Source organism: Solilutibacter pythonis (genome assembly GCF_003697345.1).
Taxonomy (GTDB): Bacteria; Pseudomonadota; Gammaproteobacteria; order Xanthomonadales; family Xanthomonadaceae; genus Solilutibacter; species Solilutibacter pythonis.
This window is the reverse complement of record NZ_RFLY01000001.1, coordinates 27,324-43,051: the sequence shown is the minus strand read 5'-3', so window position 1 is coordinate 43,051 and position 15,728 is coordinate 27,324. Positions and strand designations below refer to the sequence as shown.

The window sequence follows — 15,728 nt, the reverse complement described above, 5'->3', positions numbered from 1 at the left end:
CCCTGCGTGCCGGAGGTCAGCCAAGCAGGGAGGCCGCGATCGACATCGGCGCGCGCGGACGCTTGCCGAGCACTTCCAGCAGCTTCCGCGCCGCCGCGCGGTAAGCCCCGGCCACGTCCGAATCCGGCTCGGCCAGCACCACGGGCACACCGCCATCGCCACGCTCGCGGATACGGACGTCGAGCGGCAAGGCGCCAAGCATCGGCACGCCGTACTGCGCGGCCATCTTCTCCCCGCCGCCGGCGCCGAAGACGTGCTCGGCATGACCGCAGTTCGAGCAGACGTGCACCGCCATGTTTTCGATCAAACCCAGCACCGGCACCTCGACCTTCTCGAACATCTTCAGCGCCTTCTTCGCATCCAGCGTGGCGATGTCCTGCGGCGTGGTGACGACCACCGCCCCGGCCACCGGAATCTTCTGCGACAGCGTGAGTTGAATGTCGCCGGTGCCCGGCGGCAGATCGACGACCAATATGTCCAGATCGCCCCAGCGGGTGTCGTTGAACAACTGCATCAACGCGGAAGTGGCCATCGGCCCACGCCAGATCATCGGCGTGTCCTGATCGACCAGCACCCCGATCGACATCGCTTCCAGGCCGTGCCCGCGCATCGGCTCGATCGTCTTGCCGTCGGGGCTATCGGGCTTGCCTTCGATACCGAGCATGGCCGGGATGCTGGGGCCGTAGATGTCGGCATCGAGCACGCCGACGCGCAGCCCCTCCCGCATCAACGCCGCTGCCAGATTGACCGCCGTGGTGGACTTGCCGACCCCGCCCTTGCCCGAGCCCACCGCAATCACGTTGCGGATGCCGGGGTGAGGCTTGAGATCGCGTTGGGGGGCGTGCGGAGGAAGATGATGCATATGGATCGAAACTGGCCCTCTGTGGCGGCTCATGTTAATCGAGTCCGCCGCTGATGCCGATGCCGATGCCGCGCCACGGTATCGCATTGTGGCGCGTCCCCGGGCCTCCAGTCGTGACTTGTGGTTCCAATACCTAGCGTCGCAGCGGCCAGTCTCGCCGGGCAAGCCAAGGCCGGCCGGTGCGTGTGACTGCCCCTTTGCAGTCCGCTTGCGCAAACGGAGACCGCCCAGCGGGACATCGAACCACGCCTGGTGAAAGCGCCGTCAACGAGGAAAGGTTTTGTATTGCCGCCACGCCGGCGGGTGATGGAACGAAACTTCGGCCAGCCCGTGATTACAAATGTCCGTCCCGGCCATCTCTTCTTGGCTGGCCCCGTCCGCCAGGCGTTTTCGCGCGCTCCACGCCCGCCCCGGCCGGCGCAGCCGCTAAACTGCCGCCATTCCCCGCGCAGAGAGCCGCCATGTCCGAAATTTCCGTTCCCGTCTCCTTTGGCGAGTTGCTCGACAAGATCGCCATTCTCCAAATCAAGTCCGAGCGGATGAAGGACGAAGCCAAGCTGGCCAACGTCCGCCACGAGCTTTCGGCATTGGAAAAAACCTGGATGGCGCATCCGGCCGCCGGCCACAACATCGCCGAGCTGCGCGCCGGGCTGAAGGCGGTCAACGAGCGGTTGTGGGTGATCGAGGACGACATCCGCCTGAAGGAAAAGGCCCAGGCTTTCGACGCCGGATTCGTCAAGTTGGCGCGCAGCGTCTACTTCGAGAACGACGAGCGCGCACGCATCAAGAAGGAGATCAACCTGGCGCTGGGCTCGGCCTACGTCGAGGAAAAATCCTACGAGGACTATCGCGCGCCGGCCGCCTGACTGGCGCGGAAGCGCTCGAAGGCGGCGATGGCGTCATCGACCGTAATCAAGTCCATCACGCCGTCGAATTCGATCTTTGCGCCCCACTTCAGCGCCGAGGCCGGCTTGCCGAGGAAGCGGCGCGCGGCATCGTCGTAGCGATCCACGCACCAACGGGTGTCGGAATACGGGCCACTGCGACGCGGGTTGCTGGCGGCGTGCAAGCCCAGCACCTTCGTCCCCATGGCGTTGGCGATGTGCATCGGGCCGGAGTCGGGCGTCACCAGCAGGTCGGCGCGCGCCAGCAGCGCCGGCAACTGCTTCAGCGTGTCCTTGCCGATGAGGTCGAGCGCGTCGGTGCGCATCGCCGCGAGAATGGCATCGCCGGTCTCCCGCTCCAATGCGCTGCGACCGCCGCACAGGACGATGCGCCAGCCCTGACCGGCGGCATGCTCGGCCAGGGCGGCGTAGCGATCCGCGCGCCAGTTGCGCCGCGCATGGCTGGAGCACGGCGAGATCATCAGCACCGGACGGCCATCGTCCGGCCAGCACGCGGCCGCCCAATCGAAACTGGCCCGCGGCACCGGCATGTCCCAGACCACCTCGCTCCGCACGAGGCCCAATGGCTCGCAGAAGCTGCCGATGGCGTCGAGCACATGGATGCCCGGGCGGTCGGCAATCCGCTCGTTGATGAAAAGGCCGTGCATGTCCTTCGAACGCGAACGGTCGTAGCCAATGCGCCGACGCGCCGGAATGAAAGCCGAAAGCAGATTGGCCCGCGCGGCCACCTGCATCTGCAACAGCGCATCGAAACGCCGCCCGGCCAGTTCGCGCCGCAAAGCGCGCATGCCGGCCAACCCGCTTTTCTTGTCGTATTCGATGAAGCGCACGCCCGGCAACCCGTCCAGCAGACGATGCTCGCCCTTGCCGATGACCCAGCTCAACTCGACCGCGGGCCAGGCGGCGCGCAAGGTGCGCACCAGCGGCAGCACATGGGTGACATCGCCCAAGGCCGACAGACGCAGCAGGCAGATCGAACGGGGCGTGACGGACTTCATGGGGTTGCTAGACTCTCCGGATGCCGATGCGCGATGCCAACGAAACCGTGCTGCCGTTCCGCGATGCGCTGGGCGAAGGCGCCATTGTGTTCGACCCGCGCGCATGCCCGCAAACACCGGCGCCGGCATGGTTCGACCCCGCGCACTGGGGCGAGGCCGCGCAGCCGGTCGGCAGCGGGGGACGCGGCGCGGCCTGGTTCGTCGATGCCCGGGGCGGCGCGTTCGTCCTTCGCCACTACCTGCGCGGCGGGCTGGCCGCGTGGTTCAGCCACGACGCCTACCTCTGGCGCCATGCCGGGGCCACCCGCAGCTTCGCCGAATTCCGACTATTGCAGGCTCTGCGCGGACGCGGCCTGCCGGCGCCGGCGCCCATCGCCGCGCTCTACCGGCGACGCGGCCGTCACTACCGCGCCGCCATCCTGCTCGCCCGCATCGACCAGGCGCGCTCCTTCGGCCAGTTGCTGCTGGCGCATGGCGAGGACGCGCCTTGGCCAGCCTGCGGCGCGCTGATCGCCCGCTTCCATCGCGCCGGACTCGACCATGCCGACCTCAATGCCCACAACCTGCTGTTCGATGCCGGGGGAACAGCCTGGATGATCGATTTCGACAAAAGCCGCCTGCGCCCGCCCGCCGCCACCTGGCAACAGGCCAACTTGGCGCGGTTGCGGCGCTCGTTGGAGAAGATCGGCGGCGCGCAACGCGGGACACTGATCGATACCGGCTTCGCTCGCCTGCGCACGGCCTACGACGAGGCGATGGCATGAACTGGGCACTGCGCTTCCACGGCACCGGCAATGCCGCCTCGGTGGCGGAATTCGGCAGCGCGATGGCGACCATCGAGCGCGACGGGTCGCCATGGCTCACGATCGATTGCGGCTCGGAGGGCCTGAGCGACCATATCGCCCGCTACGGCCGTTACCCCGACGCGCTCTTCATCACCCACGCCCACCTCGATCACGTCAGCGGCTTCGAACGGATGTTCGTCGGCAGCTATTTCAACCCGGCCCGACGCGGCAAGGTGCGGGTGTATTGCCCAGTCGGCGCACTGCCGCACGTGCAGCGGCGCATCGCCGGCTATCCCAACGTGTTGGCCGAAGGCGGCGCGAATTTCTGGGATGCCTTCCAGTTGATCGTGGTCGGCGACCACTTCTGGCACGATGGCGTGCGCTTCGAGGTGTTCCCGGTACGCCACCACTGGCCGGACAGCGCCTTCGGCCTGCGCCTGCCCGGCAGCCTGGTCTGGACCGGCGATACCCGGCCGATTCCCGAGATGCTGGAAAAAGTGGCGGCGCGGGGCGAACTGATTGCCCACGACTGTGCGCTGATCGGCAACCCCTCGCACAGCGGCATCGACGACCTGCGCCGCGAATACCCGACCGAACTCCTGGCGCGTTGCGTGCTCTATCACTACGCGGGCCGCGACGACCTCGAAGCGTTGCGCGGGCAAGGGCTGTGGGTGGCGGAACCCGGCGACCGGGTGATACTGGCGATGCCCGAGGCTTGAAGAAGCAATGCACCACGACGGCGCGCTGATGGCATTACGGGCGGACGCTGGCCGCCGGGCATCGCACCGCTGGAGCGCAAGCATTCATGGCGGCGATCCCGCGGCGGCCCGTTCAAGCATCCGCCAGCACGCCAATATCGGCGAATCCCGCCTGCCGGAAGCCAAAAAGGCGGTGGCCCCGCCGACGATCCTCGGCGCCCGCATCACTCGATACCGTTGCTGCCTTCCGGCCCTGGCGGGATTTTCGAACTAGCGTCGCGAGGGGCCAACGGGGCCACCATGGAGTCACGCTGGTTCGCGTGAGCCGAGCATTTTCGGCCATATGCCGACCCAGAGCAAGTCGCGGGGATGGATACGTCATCTCGCACTCGCCCGGCACTGCCGCTGCGACCCAACAGCGCTCGTCCGCCATGCGAACCCGACCTTGCCGGGCCGGACGCGCTCGTGCCTAGCGGACACGAACGCCTTCCGCGAGGCACGCCCTACATGCCGTCCGCCCACGAAAAACGCCCGCATGGGGCGCTTTTCTTGAATCTGGCGGAGAGGGGGGGATTCGAACCCCCGAGGCGCTATAAACGCCTGCCTGATTTCGAGTCAGGTACATTCAACCGCTCTGCCACCTCTCCGGGCTTGTAGCGAACCGGGGATGATACGGGCAGCTATCCCCGGCGGCAAGTCTGCCGTGCGGGTGCTTGCCGATTGGCGGCATCGCCGCGATGATGCGCCGACGCCATCGCCTTCATACCCATGATCGAATTCGGACACCTGACCCATCCCGGATTACGCCGGGCGCTCAACGAGGATACCTACGAGGGCGATGCGGAGCTCAGCCTGTGGCTGGTCGCCGATGGCATGGGCGGCCACGACAACGGCGAGATCGCCAGCGCCATCGCCCGCGACACCGTGGCCCGCGAAGTCCGCGACGGCACGCCGCTGGCGCAGGCGATCCGCGTCGCCGGCGAGGAAATCCTGCGCAATTCACGTAGCCGCGGCGACGCCCTGCCGATGGGCACCACGGTGGTGGCCGTGCGCGTGATCGACCATCGCTTCGAAGTGGCCTGGGTCGGCGACAGCCGCGCCTACCTCTGGCATGCCGGCAAGCTGGCCCAGCTTTCGCACGACCACAGCTACGTGCAGGATCTGATCGCGCAGGGCCTGCTCACCAGCGAAGAGGCGCGCAACCACCCGCAGCGCAAGATGGTCACCCAGGCGCTTGGCGTCACCGATCCGGCCCAGCTCGACGTGGCGCGCATGAGCGGCGAATGGCAACCCGGCATGCAGCTCCTGCTGTGCAGCGACGGCCTGACCGAGGAGGTGGACGATGCCGGCATCGCCGCCATCCTGGCCCAGCCGGGCATCACCGCGCAGGAATGCGTCGATACGCTGATCGCCGCCGCGCTCGATGGCGGCGGCAGCGACAACGTGACCGTGTTGGTGCTGCGCTGGCGCTGAAGCGGGGGGCTCAGGCCGCCCCCGTCCCGGTGGCGGCCTCGCGCCACAGGCAATGGCCGGCTTTTTTCTCGATCGCCGCCAGCCGCGCCGCATGCGCCTCGGCTTCCGCCGCCGATACCTGTACGCGCGGACGCGGCCCGGCCTCGGCCTGGAACGCCCGGAACCCGGCGGACGCTTCCACCGCCGGCCCCTCGACCGAAAGCGCATCGAAGCCGATCTCGCCCTGGCCGGCGGTCATCGCCAGATAGACGTCGGCCAGAATCTCGGCATCGAGCAAGGCGCCGTGCAGGGTGCGATGGCCGTTCTCCACGCCCAGCCGCTTGCACAGCGCGTCCAGCGAATTGCGCTGGCCAGGCCAGCGCAGGCGGGCCATTTCGAGAGTATCTAGAACGCCGGCGTGTTCGGCGATCGTCCCCAGTTGCGGGCCGACACCACGCAGTTCGTTGTCGAGGAAGCCAACGTCGAACTTGGCGTTGTGGATGATCAGCTCCGCGCCCTTGATGTAATCGACGAACGCCTGCGCGACCTCGGCGAACAGCGGCTTGTCGGCGAGGAATTCCAGCGTGAGCCCGGTGACTTGCTGCGCGCCCTCCTCGAACTCGCGCTGCGGGTTGAGATAGACGTGGAAGTTGCGGCCGGTGAGACGGCGCTCGATCATCTCCACGCAGCCGATCTCGACCACGCGATTGCCTTTGCGCCATTCCAGGCCGGTGGTTTCGGTATCCAGCACGATCTGCCGCATCAGGGGTGTCCTCGTTTGATCTTGAGCGCCTGGGCGCGGGCCAGCGCATCGACGCGCTCATTGTCGGGATCGCCGGCATGGCCCTTGACCCATCGCCAGTCGACGCGGTGGCGGCGCGCGGCTTCGTCCAGCCGTTGCCAGAGATCCTGGTTCTTGACCGGCTGGCCGGCGGCGGTCTTCCAGCCGCGCCGGCGCCAGTTCGGCAGCCATTCCGAAATACCCTGCTGGACGTAGCGCGAATCGGTATGCAAGGCGACCTCGCAGGCTTCGGTCAGCGCTTCCAGCGCGCGGATCGCCGCCATCAGTTCCATCCGGTTGTTGGTGGTACCAGGATCGCCGCCGGCGAGTTCCTTTTCCTTCGCGCCATAACGCAGCAGCACGCCCCAGCCACCGGGGCCGGGATTGCCGAGACAAGCGCCGTCGGTATGCGCCTCGACCGCCTTCAGTGCGCTCACGTGGCCTCGCCCAGGGCCGGCACCAGCAGCGGGGCGCGTTGCATCGTCAGCGGGATGTGGCGTTTCTCGGCGTACAGGCCATAGGCGGCGCGCGCGCCTGCGCCCTGCTGGCTGGCGGCGTCGGCTTCCGCGCGCCAGCGCGGGCCGAGCCCCCGGGCCACTGCATCGGCGTGCAGGCCGGCGCGACGCAGCGCGCGGCGCCAACTCACCGGCTCGTGGCCCGCAGCATCGGCGGAGAACCAGTGACGGCGATACGGCGACAACGGGTTGAGCGCGAACAGCCAAAGCCGCCCGCCCGGCACCAGCACGCGCGCCGATTCGGCCAGCCAGTCCAGCGCGCCGGAAGGCCGCCCGACATGCTGGACGACCACCGTGCCCACCGATTCGCTGGCAAGCGGAAGCGCCGCGCCGCAGCGCACCTCGCCGCGCCATCCGGCATCGTCGGGGGAGAGCCAGAGCCCGTGCGGATGTGCGATGAAACCCGGACGCCGCACCGCCGAGAGCACCAGCCAAGGCAGGCCTGGGCGCGCCCGCAACGCCTCGTCCAGCCACGGCCATTCGCTGTCGAGGACGGCACGACCGGCGCGCCCGACATACCAGTTCGGGTCTTGTTCGGGTTGACGAGAGGAAGCGAGCACAGGCATCGTCCGCCATTCTACGTGGCCGCGCCGTCTCACCAAACCTTGATACTTCCCCCGCCATTGCCGTTCTTCGAGGACAACTACCTGTGGTGGCTGCCAGGCACACCCGGGCCGTTGTTGGTCGATCCAGGCGATGCCGCGCCGGCGCTGGCACGCTTTGGCGAGACGCCGGCGCTCTCCGCCATCCTGCTCACCCATCATCATTCCGATCACATCGGCGGCGTCGCCGCGTTGCTGGAACGCTGGCCGGGCACGCCCGTCATCGCCCCGCGCGATGAACGCATCGTGCTCGCCAACCGGCAGGTCGGCGATGGCGAACGGATCGAGGTCGGCGGCCATGCGTTCACCGTGATGGCGGTGCCGGGCCATACCCGCAGCCACCTCGCCTATCACGGCGACGGCTTCGTGTTCTGCGGCGATGCGCTGTTCAGCCTGGGCTGCGGGCGGATGTTCGAGGGTGATGCGCCGACGATGCTGGCCTCGCTCGACCGCCTGGCGGCCCTGCCCGACCAGACCGCGGTTTGCTGCGCACACGAATACACCCTGGCCAACGCCGCGTTCGCCGAGGCGGTAATGGCCGACAGCCCGGCGCTGGCCGAGCGCACCCAGGAGGCCCGCGCCCAGCGTCGGGCCGGCCACCCCAGCCTGCCCTCGACCATCGCCTCGGAGCGCGCCTGCAACCCGTTCCTGCGTGTGGACGCGCCCGAGGTACGCGCCGCGCTCGCACGCCGCCTGGGCGCGGCGCCCGGCACTCGCGCCGACAGCTTCGCCGCACTGCGGCGCTGGAAGGACGAGTTCCGCGCATGACTCGCCGTGGCTTACCGTTCCTCTTGTCCCTGGCGCTGGCGCTGCCCGGCGCGCGCGCCACCGAGGTCGCGACATCGCCGGAAACCGGCACCGCCAGTGCCAGTGCCAGTGCCAGTGCCAGTGCCAGTGCCAGTGCCAGTGCACCCTACGCCACCCGTAACGGGCTGGACATCCATCTGCGTTTCCGCGAGCACCTGGCCGAGCCGGAATGCGGCAACGCCAGCGCGCGCTGGCGCGCCCACTACGCGCGCGCGCCCAAGCGCATGGCCAGCCAGGACGACGAACTGCTGGCGTTGTTCGGCTACGTGGTGGACGAGTTCGTCAAGGCCGGGCTGCCCACCGAATACGCGCTGGTGCCGTTCATCGAAAGCCGCTACAACCCATCGGCGAAGAGCGCCGCGGGCCCGGTCGGGTTGTGGCAGTTCATCAGCCTGACCGCGCGCAATCAGGGCATCCCGATGCGCGCCGGCTACGACGGCCGCTACTCGGTGGTGGACTCCACGCGCGCCGCGGTGCGCTACTTCAAGATTCTGCACAGCATGTTCGGCGGCAACTGGCGGTTGGCGATCATGGGCTACAACGCCGGCGAGTACCGCATCCTGGGCGCGATCGAGCGCAGCGGGCAATCGCAGCGCAGCGCCGATCCGGCCAAACTCGGCGGCGTGCCGGCGCTAACCCGCGCCTACGTGGAAAAATTGCACGCGATCTCCTGCCTCATCGAAGAAGCCGACGACCGCCAGGAATGGCTCGACGCGATCGACCGTCCGGTTCCGCATTTGAGCGCGGAGCCGGCCGACGCCGCCGCCAGCCTGCGCCACTGGGCCGAGGCGCGCGCGCTGGATGCCCAACTGGTGGCGCGGCTCAACCCGGCGCTGACCGGCGCGCCGCTGCGTGGCGGCGCCGGCGCGCCCAAGGTACTGGCCCCACGCGCCAACCAGGCCACCGCCCCGCTGGCGGCACGCGCATCAGCGCACCCGGCCGCGCCAGCGGTGATCGCCGGCGGCAGCGCGGCCGCCCGCCTGGCCGGCAATCGCGATGAAACCCGGCCCGCCACCCACACCGTGGCCACCGGCGACTCGCTATGGCGGATCGCCCGCCGCTACAAGCTCAGCACGGCCGAACTGCTGCGACGAAACGGCCTCAAGCCGGGCAGTCCACTACGCCCCGGTATGGTGCTGAAGCTCGACTAGCGATGCCCTACGCGGGCACACTGCACGCTTCGTCCACGAATAGAACGGAACTAGAGCATGGGTTTCCTACAGGGCAAGCGCGCACTGATCACCGGCATCGCCAGCGACCGCTCGATCGCCAGCGGCATTGCCGAGGCGATGCGCCGCGAAGGCGCCGAACTCGCCTTCACTTACCAGAACGACAAGCTGAAATCCCGCGTCGAAGCGGCGGCGGACGCACACGGCAGCGACATCGTGATCCCGCTCGACGTCACCTCGGACGCGCAGATCGCCGACTGCTTCGCCAAACTCGGCAAGCACTGGAGCGACGGCTTCGACATTCTCGTCCACGCCATCGCCTACGCCCCTCGCGAGGCCATCGCCGGCCAGTTCCTGGATGGCTTGACCCGCGAGAACTTCGCCATTGCCCACGACATCTCGGCCTATTCGCTGGCCGCGCTGTCGGCCGCCGCCCGACCGATGATGGCCGGGCGCAACGGCGCCGTCCTCACCCTTTCCTACCTCGGCGCCGAGCGCGCGCTGCAAGGCTACAACGTGATGGGCGTGGCCAAGGCCAGCCTGGAAGCCACGGTGCGCTACCTCGCCTACAACCTCGGGCCGGAAGGCATCCGCGTCAACGCGGTCTCGGCCGGCCCGATCAAGACCCTGGCCGCGGCGGGCATCGCCGGCTTCCGCAAGATTCTCGGCCATGTCGAGGAAAACGCGCCGCTGCGGCGCACGGTGACGATCGAGGACGTCGGCAATGTCGCCGCCTTCCTGTGTTCCGACCTGGCCGGCGGCGTCACCGGCGAAGTGACCTATGTCGATTCCGGCTACAACATCCTCGGCATGACCGGCCTCAACGACTGAGCGCGGCCCGCCTCGACGCCAATGGAACCGAAACGCCCGGCATACGCCGGGCGTTTTCGTTACCGCGATGACCAGCGAAAGCCGCGCTCAGAGTTGGCTTTCGGCGACATCGATCCTCAAGCGCTTGCGCATGGCCGTCACGTAGGCGCGCGCGGCCTGGTCGCCGTTGGCGGCGGCCAGTTGCTGGCGCATCGCGGCGCGCTGGGCCTCGGGAACATCGTCGAGCTTGCCCGCGTGCACGGCATCGACCTGGAACACCAGCCAGGCGCCGTCCGGCAGGCGCACCTGGCCGAGCGACGGCGCCTTCGGTGCCGGCCGCGGCGCACGGAAAATCGCTTGCGCGGCCTCCGGAGTCGGCACCGGCATGTTGCGGGCCATGCCCGGCATCGCCTGCGCCTGCAACTTGCGCTCGGCGGCCAGCGCACGCAGCGCGCCCCCCTGGCGGACGGCCTCCACCAGGGATTTCGCGCTGGCCTCGGCCACCTTGCCGGCACGATCGGCGCGGATATCCGCGATCACCCGCTCGCGCACCTGCGCCAGCGCCATCGCTCGTTCCTGGGTGTGGGCGACGACCCGCAGCAGCACGCTGCGATCGGTCCCGACTTCAATCGGGTCGCTGACGCCGCCATCGGCGATGCGGCTTTCGGAAAACGCATCGCGCTGCACCGCCGGCAACGCGGCGATGCCTTCGCCGCCACCCTTCGGCACCGGGCCTGTCTTCTGCACCGCTAGCCCGTGCTTGGCCGCCACTTCGGCGAAGCCGGTCGGGTTCTTCATGAGGTCGTCCACCAGGCGGCCGAGCAGATCGTTGTAGGCGCGCTCGCGGCCCGTCGCATTGAACTCGGCGACGAGTCGTTCGCGGACTTCCTCGAACGGCTTGACGGTGCCGGCGCGTACTTCGCGCAGCCGGATCACGTGCCAGCCGGAGGGTGTCTTGACCGGATCGCTGACGGCGCCAGCCTGCAATGCGAACACCGCGTCTTCGAACGGCTTCGGCATCACGCCATCACGCTGTACCCAGCCGAGATCGCCGCCCTGCGCCTTGGAGCCGGGGTCGCCAGAGTTGGCCCGCGCCAGCGCGGCGAAATCGGCGCCGGCGCGCGCTTCCCGCGCCAATCCGACCGCCTTGTCCTGGGCCGCTTTCCGCTCGGCGGCGCTGGCGTTGGCCGCGACCGGAATCAGGATGTGCGAGACCTGACGCTGCTCGGCGGTGCCGAACTTGCCGCGTTCGGCCTGGTAGCGTTCGCGCAGCTGCGCATCGTCCAGCGTCGGCGCCGGCAGTTTGGCGGCATCGACATCGACGTATTCCAACGTCACCGTTTCCGGCGCCCGATAGTTGCCGGCATGCGACTTGTACCAGGCGGCGATTTCAGTATCGGCAACCGCTTTGTCGTCGGCCGCCGGCGGCACCAGCACAGCGGTGACGTCGCGGGTTTCCAGCAGCATCGTCATCATGCGCTCGGTCTCGGCACGGCTGACGAAGCCGGTGCCGGCCAGCGTGCCGAGCAGCGAGCTGCCCAGCAATCCCTCGCGGATCGACTGCTGGAACATCAATGGCGACATTGGCGGGTTGAGGCTGGCCAGCAGGCTCTGATAGCGCTGGGCATTGAACTTGCCATCGACCTGGAACTCCGGAAAGGTCTCGATCTGCCGGCGCACCTGCGCATCGGGGATGACGATGCCGGCCTCGCGCGCGGCGATCTGCGCCAGCCGTTCGTCGATCATCCGGTCGAGCACCCGGCGCTTGTTCTCGGCCGATTCGAATTCGCGATTGTCGAAGGCGTCGCCCTGTTGCTGGCGCTGCTGGCTGCGCAGGTTGTCGAAGCGCATGCGGAAATCGCGGATGCCGATATCCTCCTTCGACCACAGCACCGACACCGGCCACCACGATGGCGCCGAACGCCACCAAGCGGGCGGCGCCTGAACGCGCGCGGCATAGTTCTCGATCTGGCGGCCCATGTAGTCGTTGATGCCGAACAGGGCGAACGGCACGATCAGGATGCCGAGGATGAGCGTGGCGACCCAGCCACTGGATTTTTCGCGTAGCGCTTGCAGCATGTGGTGTCCGGAGCAGGCGGGATTCAGCCGCACAGTGTAGCCTCATCCGCCGCCGATGGCCTCGGCACCCCGAGGGGCGCGATTTCGCCACGCGGCCCAGGGCGCGGTCGCGCGCCCACTCCACGCGGCCCGGCGGCGCTCAGGCCGCCTGCCGATGCACCACGATCAGTTGGATCGCCTCGCCGCCGCGCCAGTCGTCGGGCGTCAGGCGATAGGCCAGATGGGAAAGCGGGGCGGGATTCTCGCCCTCCCAGCCATCGAAATGCATGGCGCCGAAGCGTCGCCCTTCGCGTTCCAGGGTGAGCTTGAGATGGCGTTCGCCGACGATGCGCCAGTCGGCCACCGCGAATACGCCATCGAACAGCGGTTCGGGATAGCCCTGCCCCCAGGCGCCGCCATCGCGGAAGGCGCGGGCATGGGCGATGTCGAGCGCGGCCAGCGGCAATTCGCCGTCGCTTGCGATGTCTTCCTGCTGGGCCAGGGTTTCGCGGCACTCCCTGGCGACGGTGTCGATGGCGGCGGCGAACCCGTCCAGCGACGCCCGCGGCAAGGTCAGGCCGGCCGCCATCGCGTGGCCGCCGAAGCGGGTGATGAGGCCGGGGTGGCGCGCATCGACCAGGGCGATCGCATCGCGCAGGTGGAAGCCGGGGATGGAACGCGCCGAGCCGCGCCACTCCGACGCGCTGGCCGCGGCGAAGGCGAACACCGGACGATGCAGGCGCTCCTTGAGCTTGGACGCCACCAGCCCGACCACGCCGGGGTGCCAGCTTTCCTCGGCCACACACGGCACCAGCGCATCGCTTTGCAGTTCCGGCAGAGCAATGGCTTCGTCCACCATGCCGCGCTGCATCCGGCGGCGTTCGCGGTTGATGGCGTCGAGCACCTCGGCCTGCGCGCGACAGACGGCGAGATCGTCGCCAAGCAACAGTTCGATGCCAAGCCGCATGTCCTCCAGCCGCCCAGCGGCATTGATGCGCGGGGCGATGGCGTAGCCGATGTCGGCGGTGGTCAGCCGCTCGACATCGCGTTGAGCGACGTCGATCAGAGCGCGCAGACCGGCGCAACCCCATCCTTTTCGCAGCCGGCGCAATCCGGCGCCGATCAGGGCGCGGTTGGCGACATCGAGCCTCACCATGTCGGCCACGGTTCCGACCGCGACCAGATCGAGCAGCGCGCCGAGATCGGCCTCGCCCTCCGCCTCGCCACCGGCGCGCGCGGCGGCGCGCAGCGCCAGCAGCAGGTAGAACAGCACACCGACGCCGGCCAGCGCCTTGGAGACGAAAGCATCGCCCGGCCGCTGTGGATTGACGATGGCATCGGCATCCGGCAGCGTGTCGCCCGGCAGGTGGTGGTCGGTAACGACGACCCGCCAGCCACGCGCCCTGGCCGCGGCGATACCGGCATGGCAAGCGATGCCGTGATCGACGGTGAGGAGCACATCCGGCCGCAAGGCGGCGAGTTCATCGACGAAGCCGGGCGTCAGCCCGTAGCCGTGGCGCATGCGATCGGGCACGGCATAGGAAACCCGGCGCGCGCCGAGCATCCGCAGCCCGCGCACCGCGACCGCGCAGGCGGTGGCGCCATCGCAATCGAAATCGGCGCTGACGACGATGTGCAGGTCGCCGGCGATGGCCTGGCGCAGCAAGGCGACAGCTTCCGGCAAACCCAGCAGACCATCGGGCGGCGGCAATTCGGCCAGGCCGGGCATGGCCTGGCGCAGGCCACGACTACCGCGCGCGGCATGCACGCGGCGCAAGAGCAGTGGCCAGTGCGCGGGCCAGTCGCCCTCGGCCAGCAGGTCGGCATCCACTTCGCGGCGGACGATCCGGCGTGTTGCGCTCACCGTTCGCCTTCGCCGGTGTCGGTGGGCGTCTCCAGTGCGCCCAGCGGCTTGCGCCAGAAACGCCAGCGCTGGCTGGGGCGCAGCTCGAACACCGGGCCTTCCTCGCAGACCCATTGCATGACGAATTTCTCCGTCCGCATCGCATCCAGCGCCGGCAGCAGCCAATCGGCGTACAGCGCGCCGGCGCGGATGCCACGCAGGTCGTACAGACCGGCGGCGGCGGGCCAGCGGGCCGGTAGTGGCGCGAGAGGAATACCGGCCAGCCCAGCCGCGCCACGCAGCAGGGGATCGTCGGAGGCCAGGCCCGACAGGCCGGCGCGCGCCATGTCGGGCAGCGCCTCGCCCCCCCAGAACCACAGCGCATTGACCGGTGGCAGGCCGGCGCGCACGCGCATGGCATTGCGCGGATGCTGGTGCAGGCCGACCTGCGCCTCGCTCTCCAGCGCCCGCCATGCGCGCGCATCGGTCCCTTCGGGACGGTGGTCGAAGACATCCTCGCCCAGCGCTTCGACCGGGGTGGCGAGATGCGGCAATTCGGCATCGCGCGGCAGGCGCAGGTACCAGCGCGTGGGCGCGACGACCTCCAGCGCATGCCCGGCATCGGCGAACATTGCCCGCAATCCGGCGGCGAACGCATCGGCCTCCTCGGCCCCGAGCGCCAGCATCGGCCCGATGCCGCACAGCCGCGCGCCGTTGATGTCGGCGCGTATCCAGGCCGGGTCGGCCCGCAGCCAGCGATGGGCGCGCAGCGTATCGATGTCGATATCCCCCTCGCCCAGCCGCGCCAGCGCCGCCGAGGCCGGCAGCGCGCGCAAGCCGAACAAGGCGGCGATCACGGCATCGGGCGCTTGGCCGAAACGCTCGGCACGGCCCAGCGCGCGCGCCACCGCCCCGGGCCACGGCCTCGGCCAACGCCGTGGCGGCGGCAACAACAGGTGGACGCCGGCGGCGCTCACTCAGGCTTCGTAGCGAACGCCGACGATCTCGAACTCGTGCGTGCCGCCCGGCGCTTCCATCGTCACTTCGTCGCCTTCGTGCTTGCCGATCAACGCGCGCGCGATCGGTGAGGAAATCGCGATCCGCTTGTGCTTGATGTCGGCTTCGAGGTCGCCGACGATCCGGTAGGTCACTTCCTGCCCGGTCTCGGTATCCACCAGATCGACGGTGGCGCCGAACACCACTTTGTCACCGGCGGCCAGCTTGGTGACATCGATGATCTGGGCGTGCGAGAGCTCGCCTTCGAGCTGCTTGATGCGGCCTTCGATGAAACCCTGCTGTTCGCGGGCGGCGGCGTATTCGGCGTTTTCCTTGAGGTCGCCATGGGCGCGCGCCTCGGCGATCGCCTGGATCACCGCGGGACGCTTGACGGATTTCAACTCTTCCAGCTCGGCGCGCAGCCTGGCCGCGCCAGCGGCGGTCATG

Annotated in this window: 16 protein-coding genes, 1 tRNA gene and 1 other RNA gene; 7 read left to right on the top strand and 11 right to left on the bottom strand. The window is 69.0% G+C overall.

Annotation, left to right across the window (positions count from 1 at the left end; translation table 11 throughout):
- Window positions 1-16: 16 nt before the first annotated feature.
- A complete protein-coding gene (gene apbC, locus EBB59_RS00210) occupies window positions 17-862 on the bottom strand; it encodes an iron-sulfur cluster carrier protein ApbC (RefSeq protein WP_122100150.1) in 846 nt (281 codons plus the stop codon).
- Between the two features lie 461 nt (window positions 863-1,323).
- On the opposite strand from apbC, the gene EBB59_RS00205 reads away from it, so the two are divergent.
- Window positions 1,324-1,728, top strand: coding sequence for a DUF6165 family protein (locus EBB59_RS00205; RefSeq protein ID WP_122100149.1), 405 nt, complete (start codon window positions 1,324-1,326; stop codon window positions 1,726-1,728).
- Here the strand turns inward: EBB59_RS00205 and EBB59_RS00200 are convergent.
- Entirely contained in the window at window positions 1,707-2,765 is a 1,059-nt protein-coding gene (locus tag EBB59_RS00200) for a glycosyltransferase family 9 protein (protein ID WP_122100148.1), read from the bottom strand. The genes EBB59_RS00205 and EBB59_RS00200 overlap by 22 nt on opposite strands.
- Window positions 2,766-2,785: 20 nt before the next feature.
- Here EBB59_RS00200 and EBB59_RS00195 point away from each other — a divergent pair, with 20 nt between their 5' ends.
- Window positions 2,786-3,529, top strand: a complete 744-nt coding sequence (locus EBB59_RS00195) for a 3-deoxy-D-manno-octulosonic acid kinase (protein WP_122100147.1) — start codon at window positions 2,786-2,788, stop codon at window positions 3,527-3,529.
- Window positions 3,526-4,269, top strand: coding sequence for an MBL fold metallo-hydrolase (locus EBB59_RS00190; RefSeq protein ID WP_122100146.1), 744 nt, complete (start codon window positions 3,526-3,528; stop codon window positions 4,267-4,269). Before EBB59_RS00195 ends, EBB59_RS00190 begins: the two co-directional genes overlap by 4 nt.
- Window positions 4,270-4,444: 175 nt before the next feature.
- Here EBB59_RS00190 and ffs read toward each other — a convergent pair.
- An RNA gene (ffs, locus tag EBB59_RS00185) (signal recognition particle sRNA small type) lies at window positions 4,445-4,541 on the bottom strand.
- A gap of 263 nt (window positions 4,542-4,804) precedes the next feature.
- Window positions 4,805-4,895, bottom strand: a tRNA-Ser gene (locus EBB59_RS00180).
- Between the two features lie 121 nt (window positions 4,896-5,016).
- Between EBB59_RS00180 and EBB59_RS00175 the strand changes: the two genes are divergently transcribed.
- On the top strand, window positions 5,017-5,721 hold the full coding sequence (locus tag EBB59_RS00175; RefSeq protein ID WP_122100145.1) for a PP2C family protein-serine/threonine phosphatase: 705 nt from the start codon (window positions 5,017-5,019) through the stop codon (window positions 5,719-5,721).
- A 10-nt stretch (window positions 5,722-5,731) separates the two neighbouring features.
- Here EBB59_RS00175 and dnaQ read toward each other — a convergent pair whose 3' ends face one another.
- The 3 genes from dnaQ to EBB59_RS00160 are packed head-to-tail and all read right to left on the bottom strand — an operon-like array spanning window position 5,732 to window position 7,562.
- Window positions 5,732-6,463: a DNA polymerase III subunit epsilon gene (dnaQ, locus tag EBB59_RS00170; protein WP_122100144.1), complete on the bottom strand. Its 732-nt coding sequence runs from the start codon at window positions 6,461-6,463 to the stop codon at window positions 5,732-5,734.
- On the bottom strand, window positions 6,463-6,909 hold the full coding sequence (rnhA, locus tag EBB59_RS00165; RefSeq protein ID WP_122100362.1) for a ribonuclease HI: 447 nt from the start codon (window positions 6,907-6,909) through the stop codon (window positions 6,463-6,465). The genes dnaQ and rnhA overlap by 1 nt, the downstream gene beginning before the upstream one ends.
- Before the next feature lie 5 nt (window positions 6,910-6,914).
- The gene (locus EBB59_RS00160; protein WP_245978854.1) at window positions 6,915-7,562 is read right to left on the bottom strand and encodes a class I SAM-dependent methyltransferase; all 648 of its coding nucleotides are present in this window, start codon (window positions 7,560-7,562) and stop codon (window positions 6,915-6,917) included.
- 42 nt (window positions 7,563-7,604) lie between these two features.
- On the opposite strand from EBB59_RS00160, the gene gloB reads away from it, so the two are divergent.
- The 3 genes from gloB to EBB59_RS00145 are packed head-to-tail and all read left to right on the top strand — an operon-like array spanning window position 7,605 to window position 10,405.
- Entirely contained in the window at window positions 7,605-8,366 is a 762-nt protein-coding gene (gene gloB / locus EBB59_RS00155) for a hydroxyacylglutathione hydrolase (protein WP_245978884.1), read from the top strand.
- A complete protein-coding gene (locus EBB59_RS00150; protein ID WP_147455465.1) occupies window positions 8,363-9,556 on the top strand; it encodes a lytic transglycosylase domain-containing protein in 1,194 nt (397 codons plus the stop codon). Before gloB ends, EBB59_RS00150 begins: the two co-directional genes overlap by 4 nt.
- A gap of 57 nt (window positions 9,557-9,613) precedes the next feature.
- Complete coding sequence (locus tag EBB59_RS00145; protein ID WP_122100140.1) at window positions 9,614-10,405, top strand: enoyl-ACP reductase FabI; 792 nt, start codon at window positions 9,614-9,616, stop codon at window positions 10,403-10,405.
- Window positions 10,406-10,492: 87 nt separating this feature from the next.
- On the opposite strand, the gene EBB59_RS00140 is transcribed toward EBB59_RS00145, so the two are convergent.
- From EBB59_RS00140 to greA, 4 genes are all read right to left on the bottom strand, one after another.
- Window positions 10,493-12,463, bottom strand: a complete 1,971-nt coding sequence (locus EBB59_RS00140) for a SurA N-terminal domain-containing protein (RefSeq protein ID WP_122100139.1) — start codon at window positions 12,461-12,463, stop codon at window positions 10,493-10,495.
- 139 nt (window positions 12,464-12,602) lie between these two features.
- Entirely contained in the window at window positions 12,603-14,306 is a 1,704-nt protein-coding gene (recJ, locus tag EBB59_RS00135) for a single-stranded-DNA-specific exonuclease RecJ (RefSeq protein ID WP_425451773.1), read from the bottom strand.
- Window positions 14,303-15,262 (bottom strand): phosphoglycerate mutase, encoded by a 960-nt coding sequence (locus EBB59_RS00130; RefSeq protein WP_122100137.1) that lies wholly within the window; start codon window positions 15,260-15,262, stop codon window positions 14,303-14,305. The genes recJ and EBB59_RS00130 overlap by 4 nt, the downstream gene beginning before the upstream one ends.
- On the bottom strand, window positions 15,263-15,727 hold the full coding sequence (greA, locus tag EBB59_RS00125) for a transcription elongation factor GreA (protein WP_122100136.1): 465 nt from the start codon (window positions 15,725-15,727) through the stop codon (window positions 15,263-15,265). It lies immediately after the preceding gene.
- Window position 15,728: the final 1 nt, after the last annotated feature.

Coding starts and splice junctions, on each gene's coding strand:
- dnaQ (WP_122100144.1), bottom strand. CDS start 6,463: ATGCGGCAGATCGTGCTGGATACCGAAACCACCGGCCTGGAATGGCGC.
- EBB59_RS00145 (WP_122100140.1), top strand. CDS start 9,614: ATGGGTTTCCTACAGGGCAAGCGCGCACTGATCACCGGCATCGCCAGC.
- EBB59_RS00160 (WP_245978854.1), bottom strand. CDS start 7,562: ATGCCTGTGCTCGCTTCCTCTCGTCAACCCGAACAAGACCCGAACTGG.
- EBB59_RS00205 (WP_122100149.1), top strand. CDS start 1,324: ATGTCCGAAATTTCCGTTCCCGTCTCCTTTGGCGAGTTGCTCGACAAG.
- EBB59_RS00140 (WP_122100139.1), bottom strand. CDS start 12,463: ATGCTGCAAGCGCTACGCGAAAAATCCAGTGGCTGGGTCGCCACGCTC.
- EBB59_RS00195 (WP_122100147.1), top strand. CDS start 2,786: ATGCCGATGCGCGATGCCAACGAAACCGTGCTGCCGTTCCGCGATGCG.
- apbC (WP_122100150.1), bottom strand. CDS start 862: ATGCATCATCTTCCTCCGCACGCCCCCCAACGCGATCTCAAGCCTCAC.
- EBB59_RS00175 (WP_122100145.1), top strand. CDS start 5,017: ATGATCGAATTCGGACACCTGACCCATCCCGGATTACGCCGGGCGCTC.
- greA (WP_122100136.1), bottom strand. CDS start 15,727: ATGACCGCCGCTGGCGCGGCCAGGCTGCGCGCCGAGCTGGAAGAGTTG.
- EBB59_RS00150 (WP_147455465.1), top strand. CDS start 8,363: ATGACTCGCCGTGGCTTACCGTTCCTCTTGTCCCTGGCGCTGGCGCTG.
- EBB59_RS00200 (WP_122100148.1), bottom strand. CDS start 2,765: ATGAAGTCCGTCACGCCCCGTTCGATCTGCCTGCTGCGTCTGTCGGCC.
- EBB59_RS00190 (WP_122100146.1), top strand. CDS start 3,526: ATGAACTGGGCACTGCGCTTCCACGGCACCGGCAATGCCGCCTCGGTG.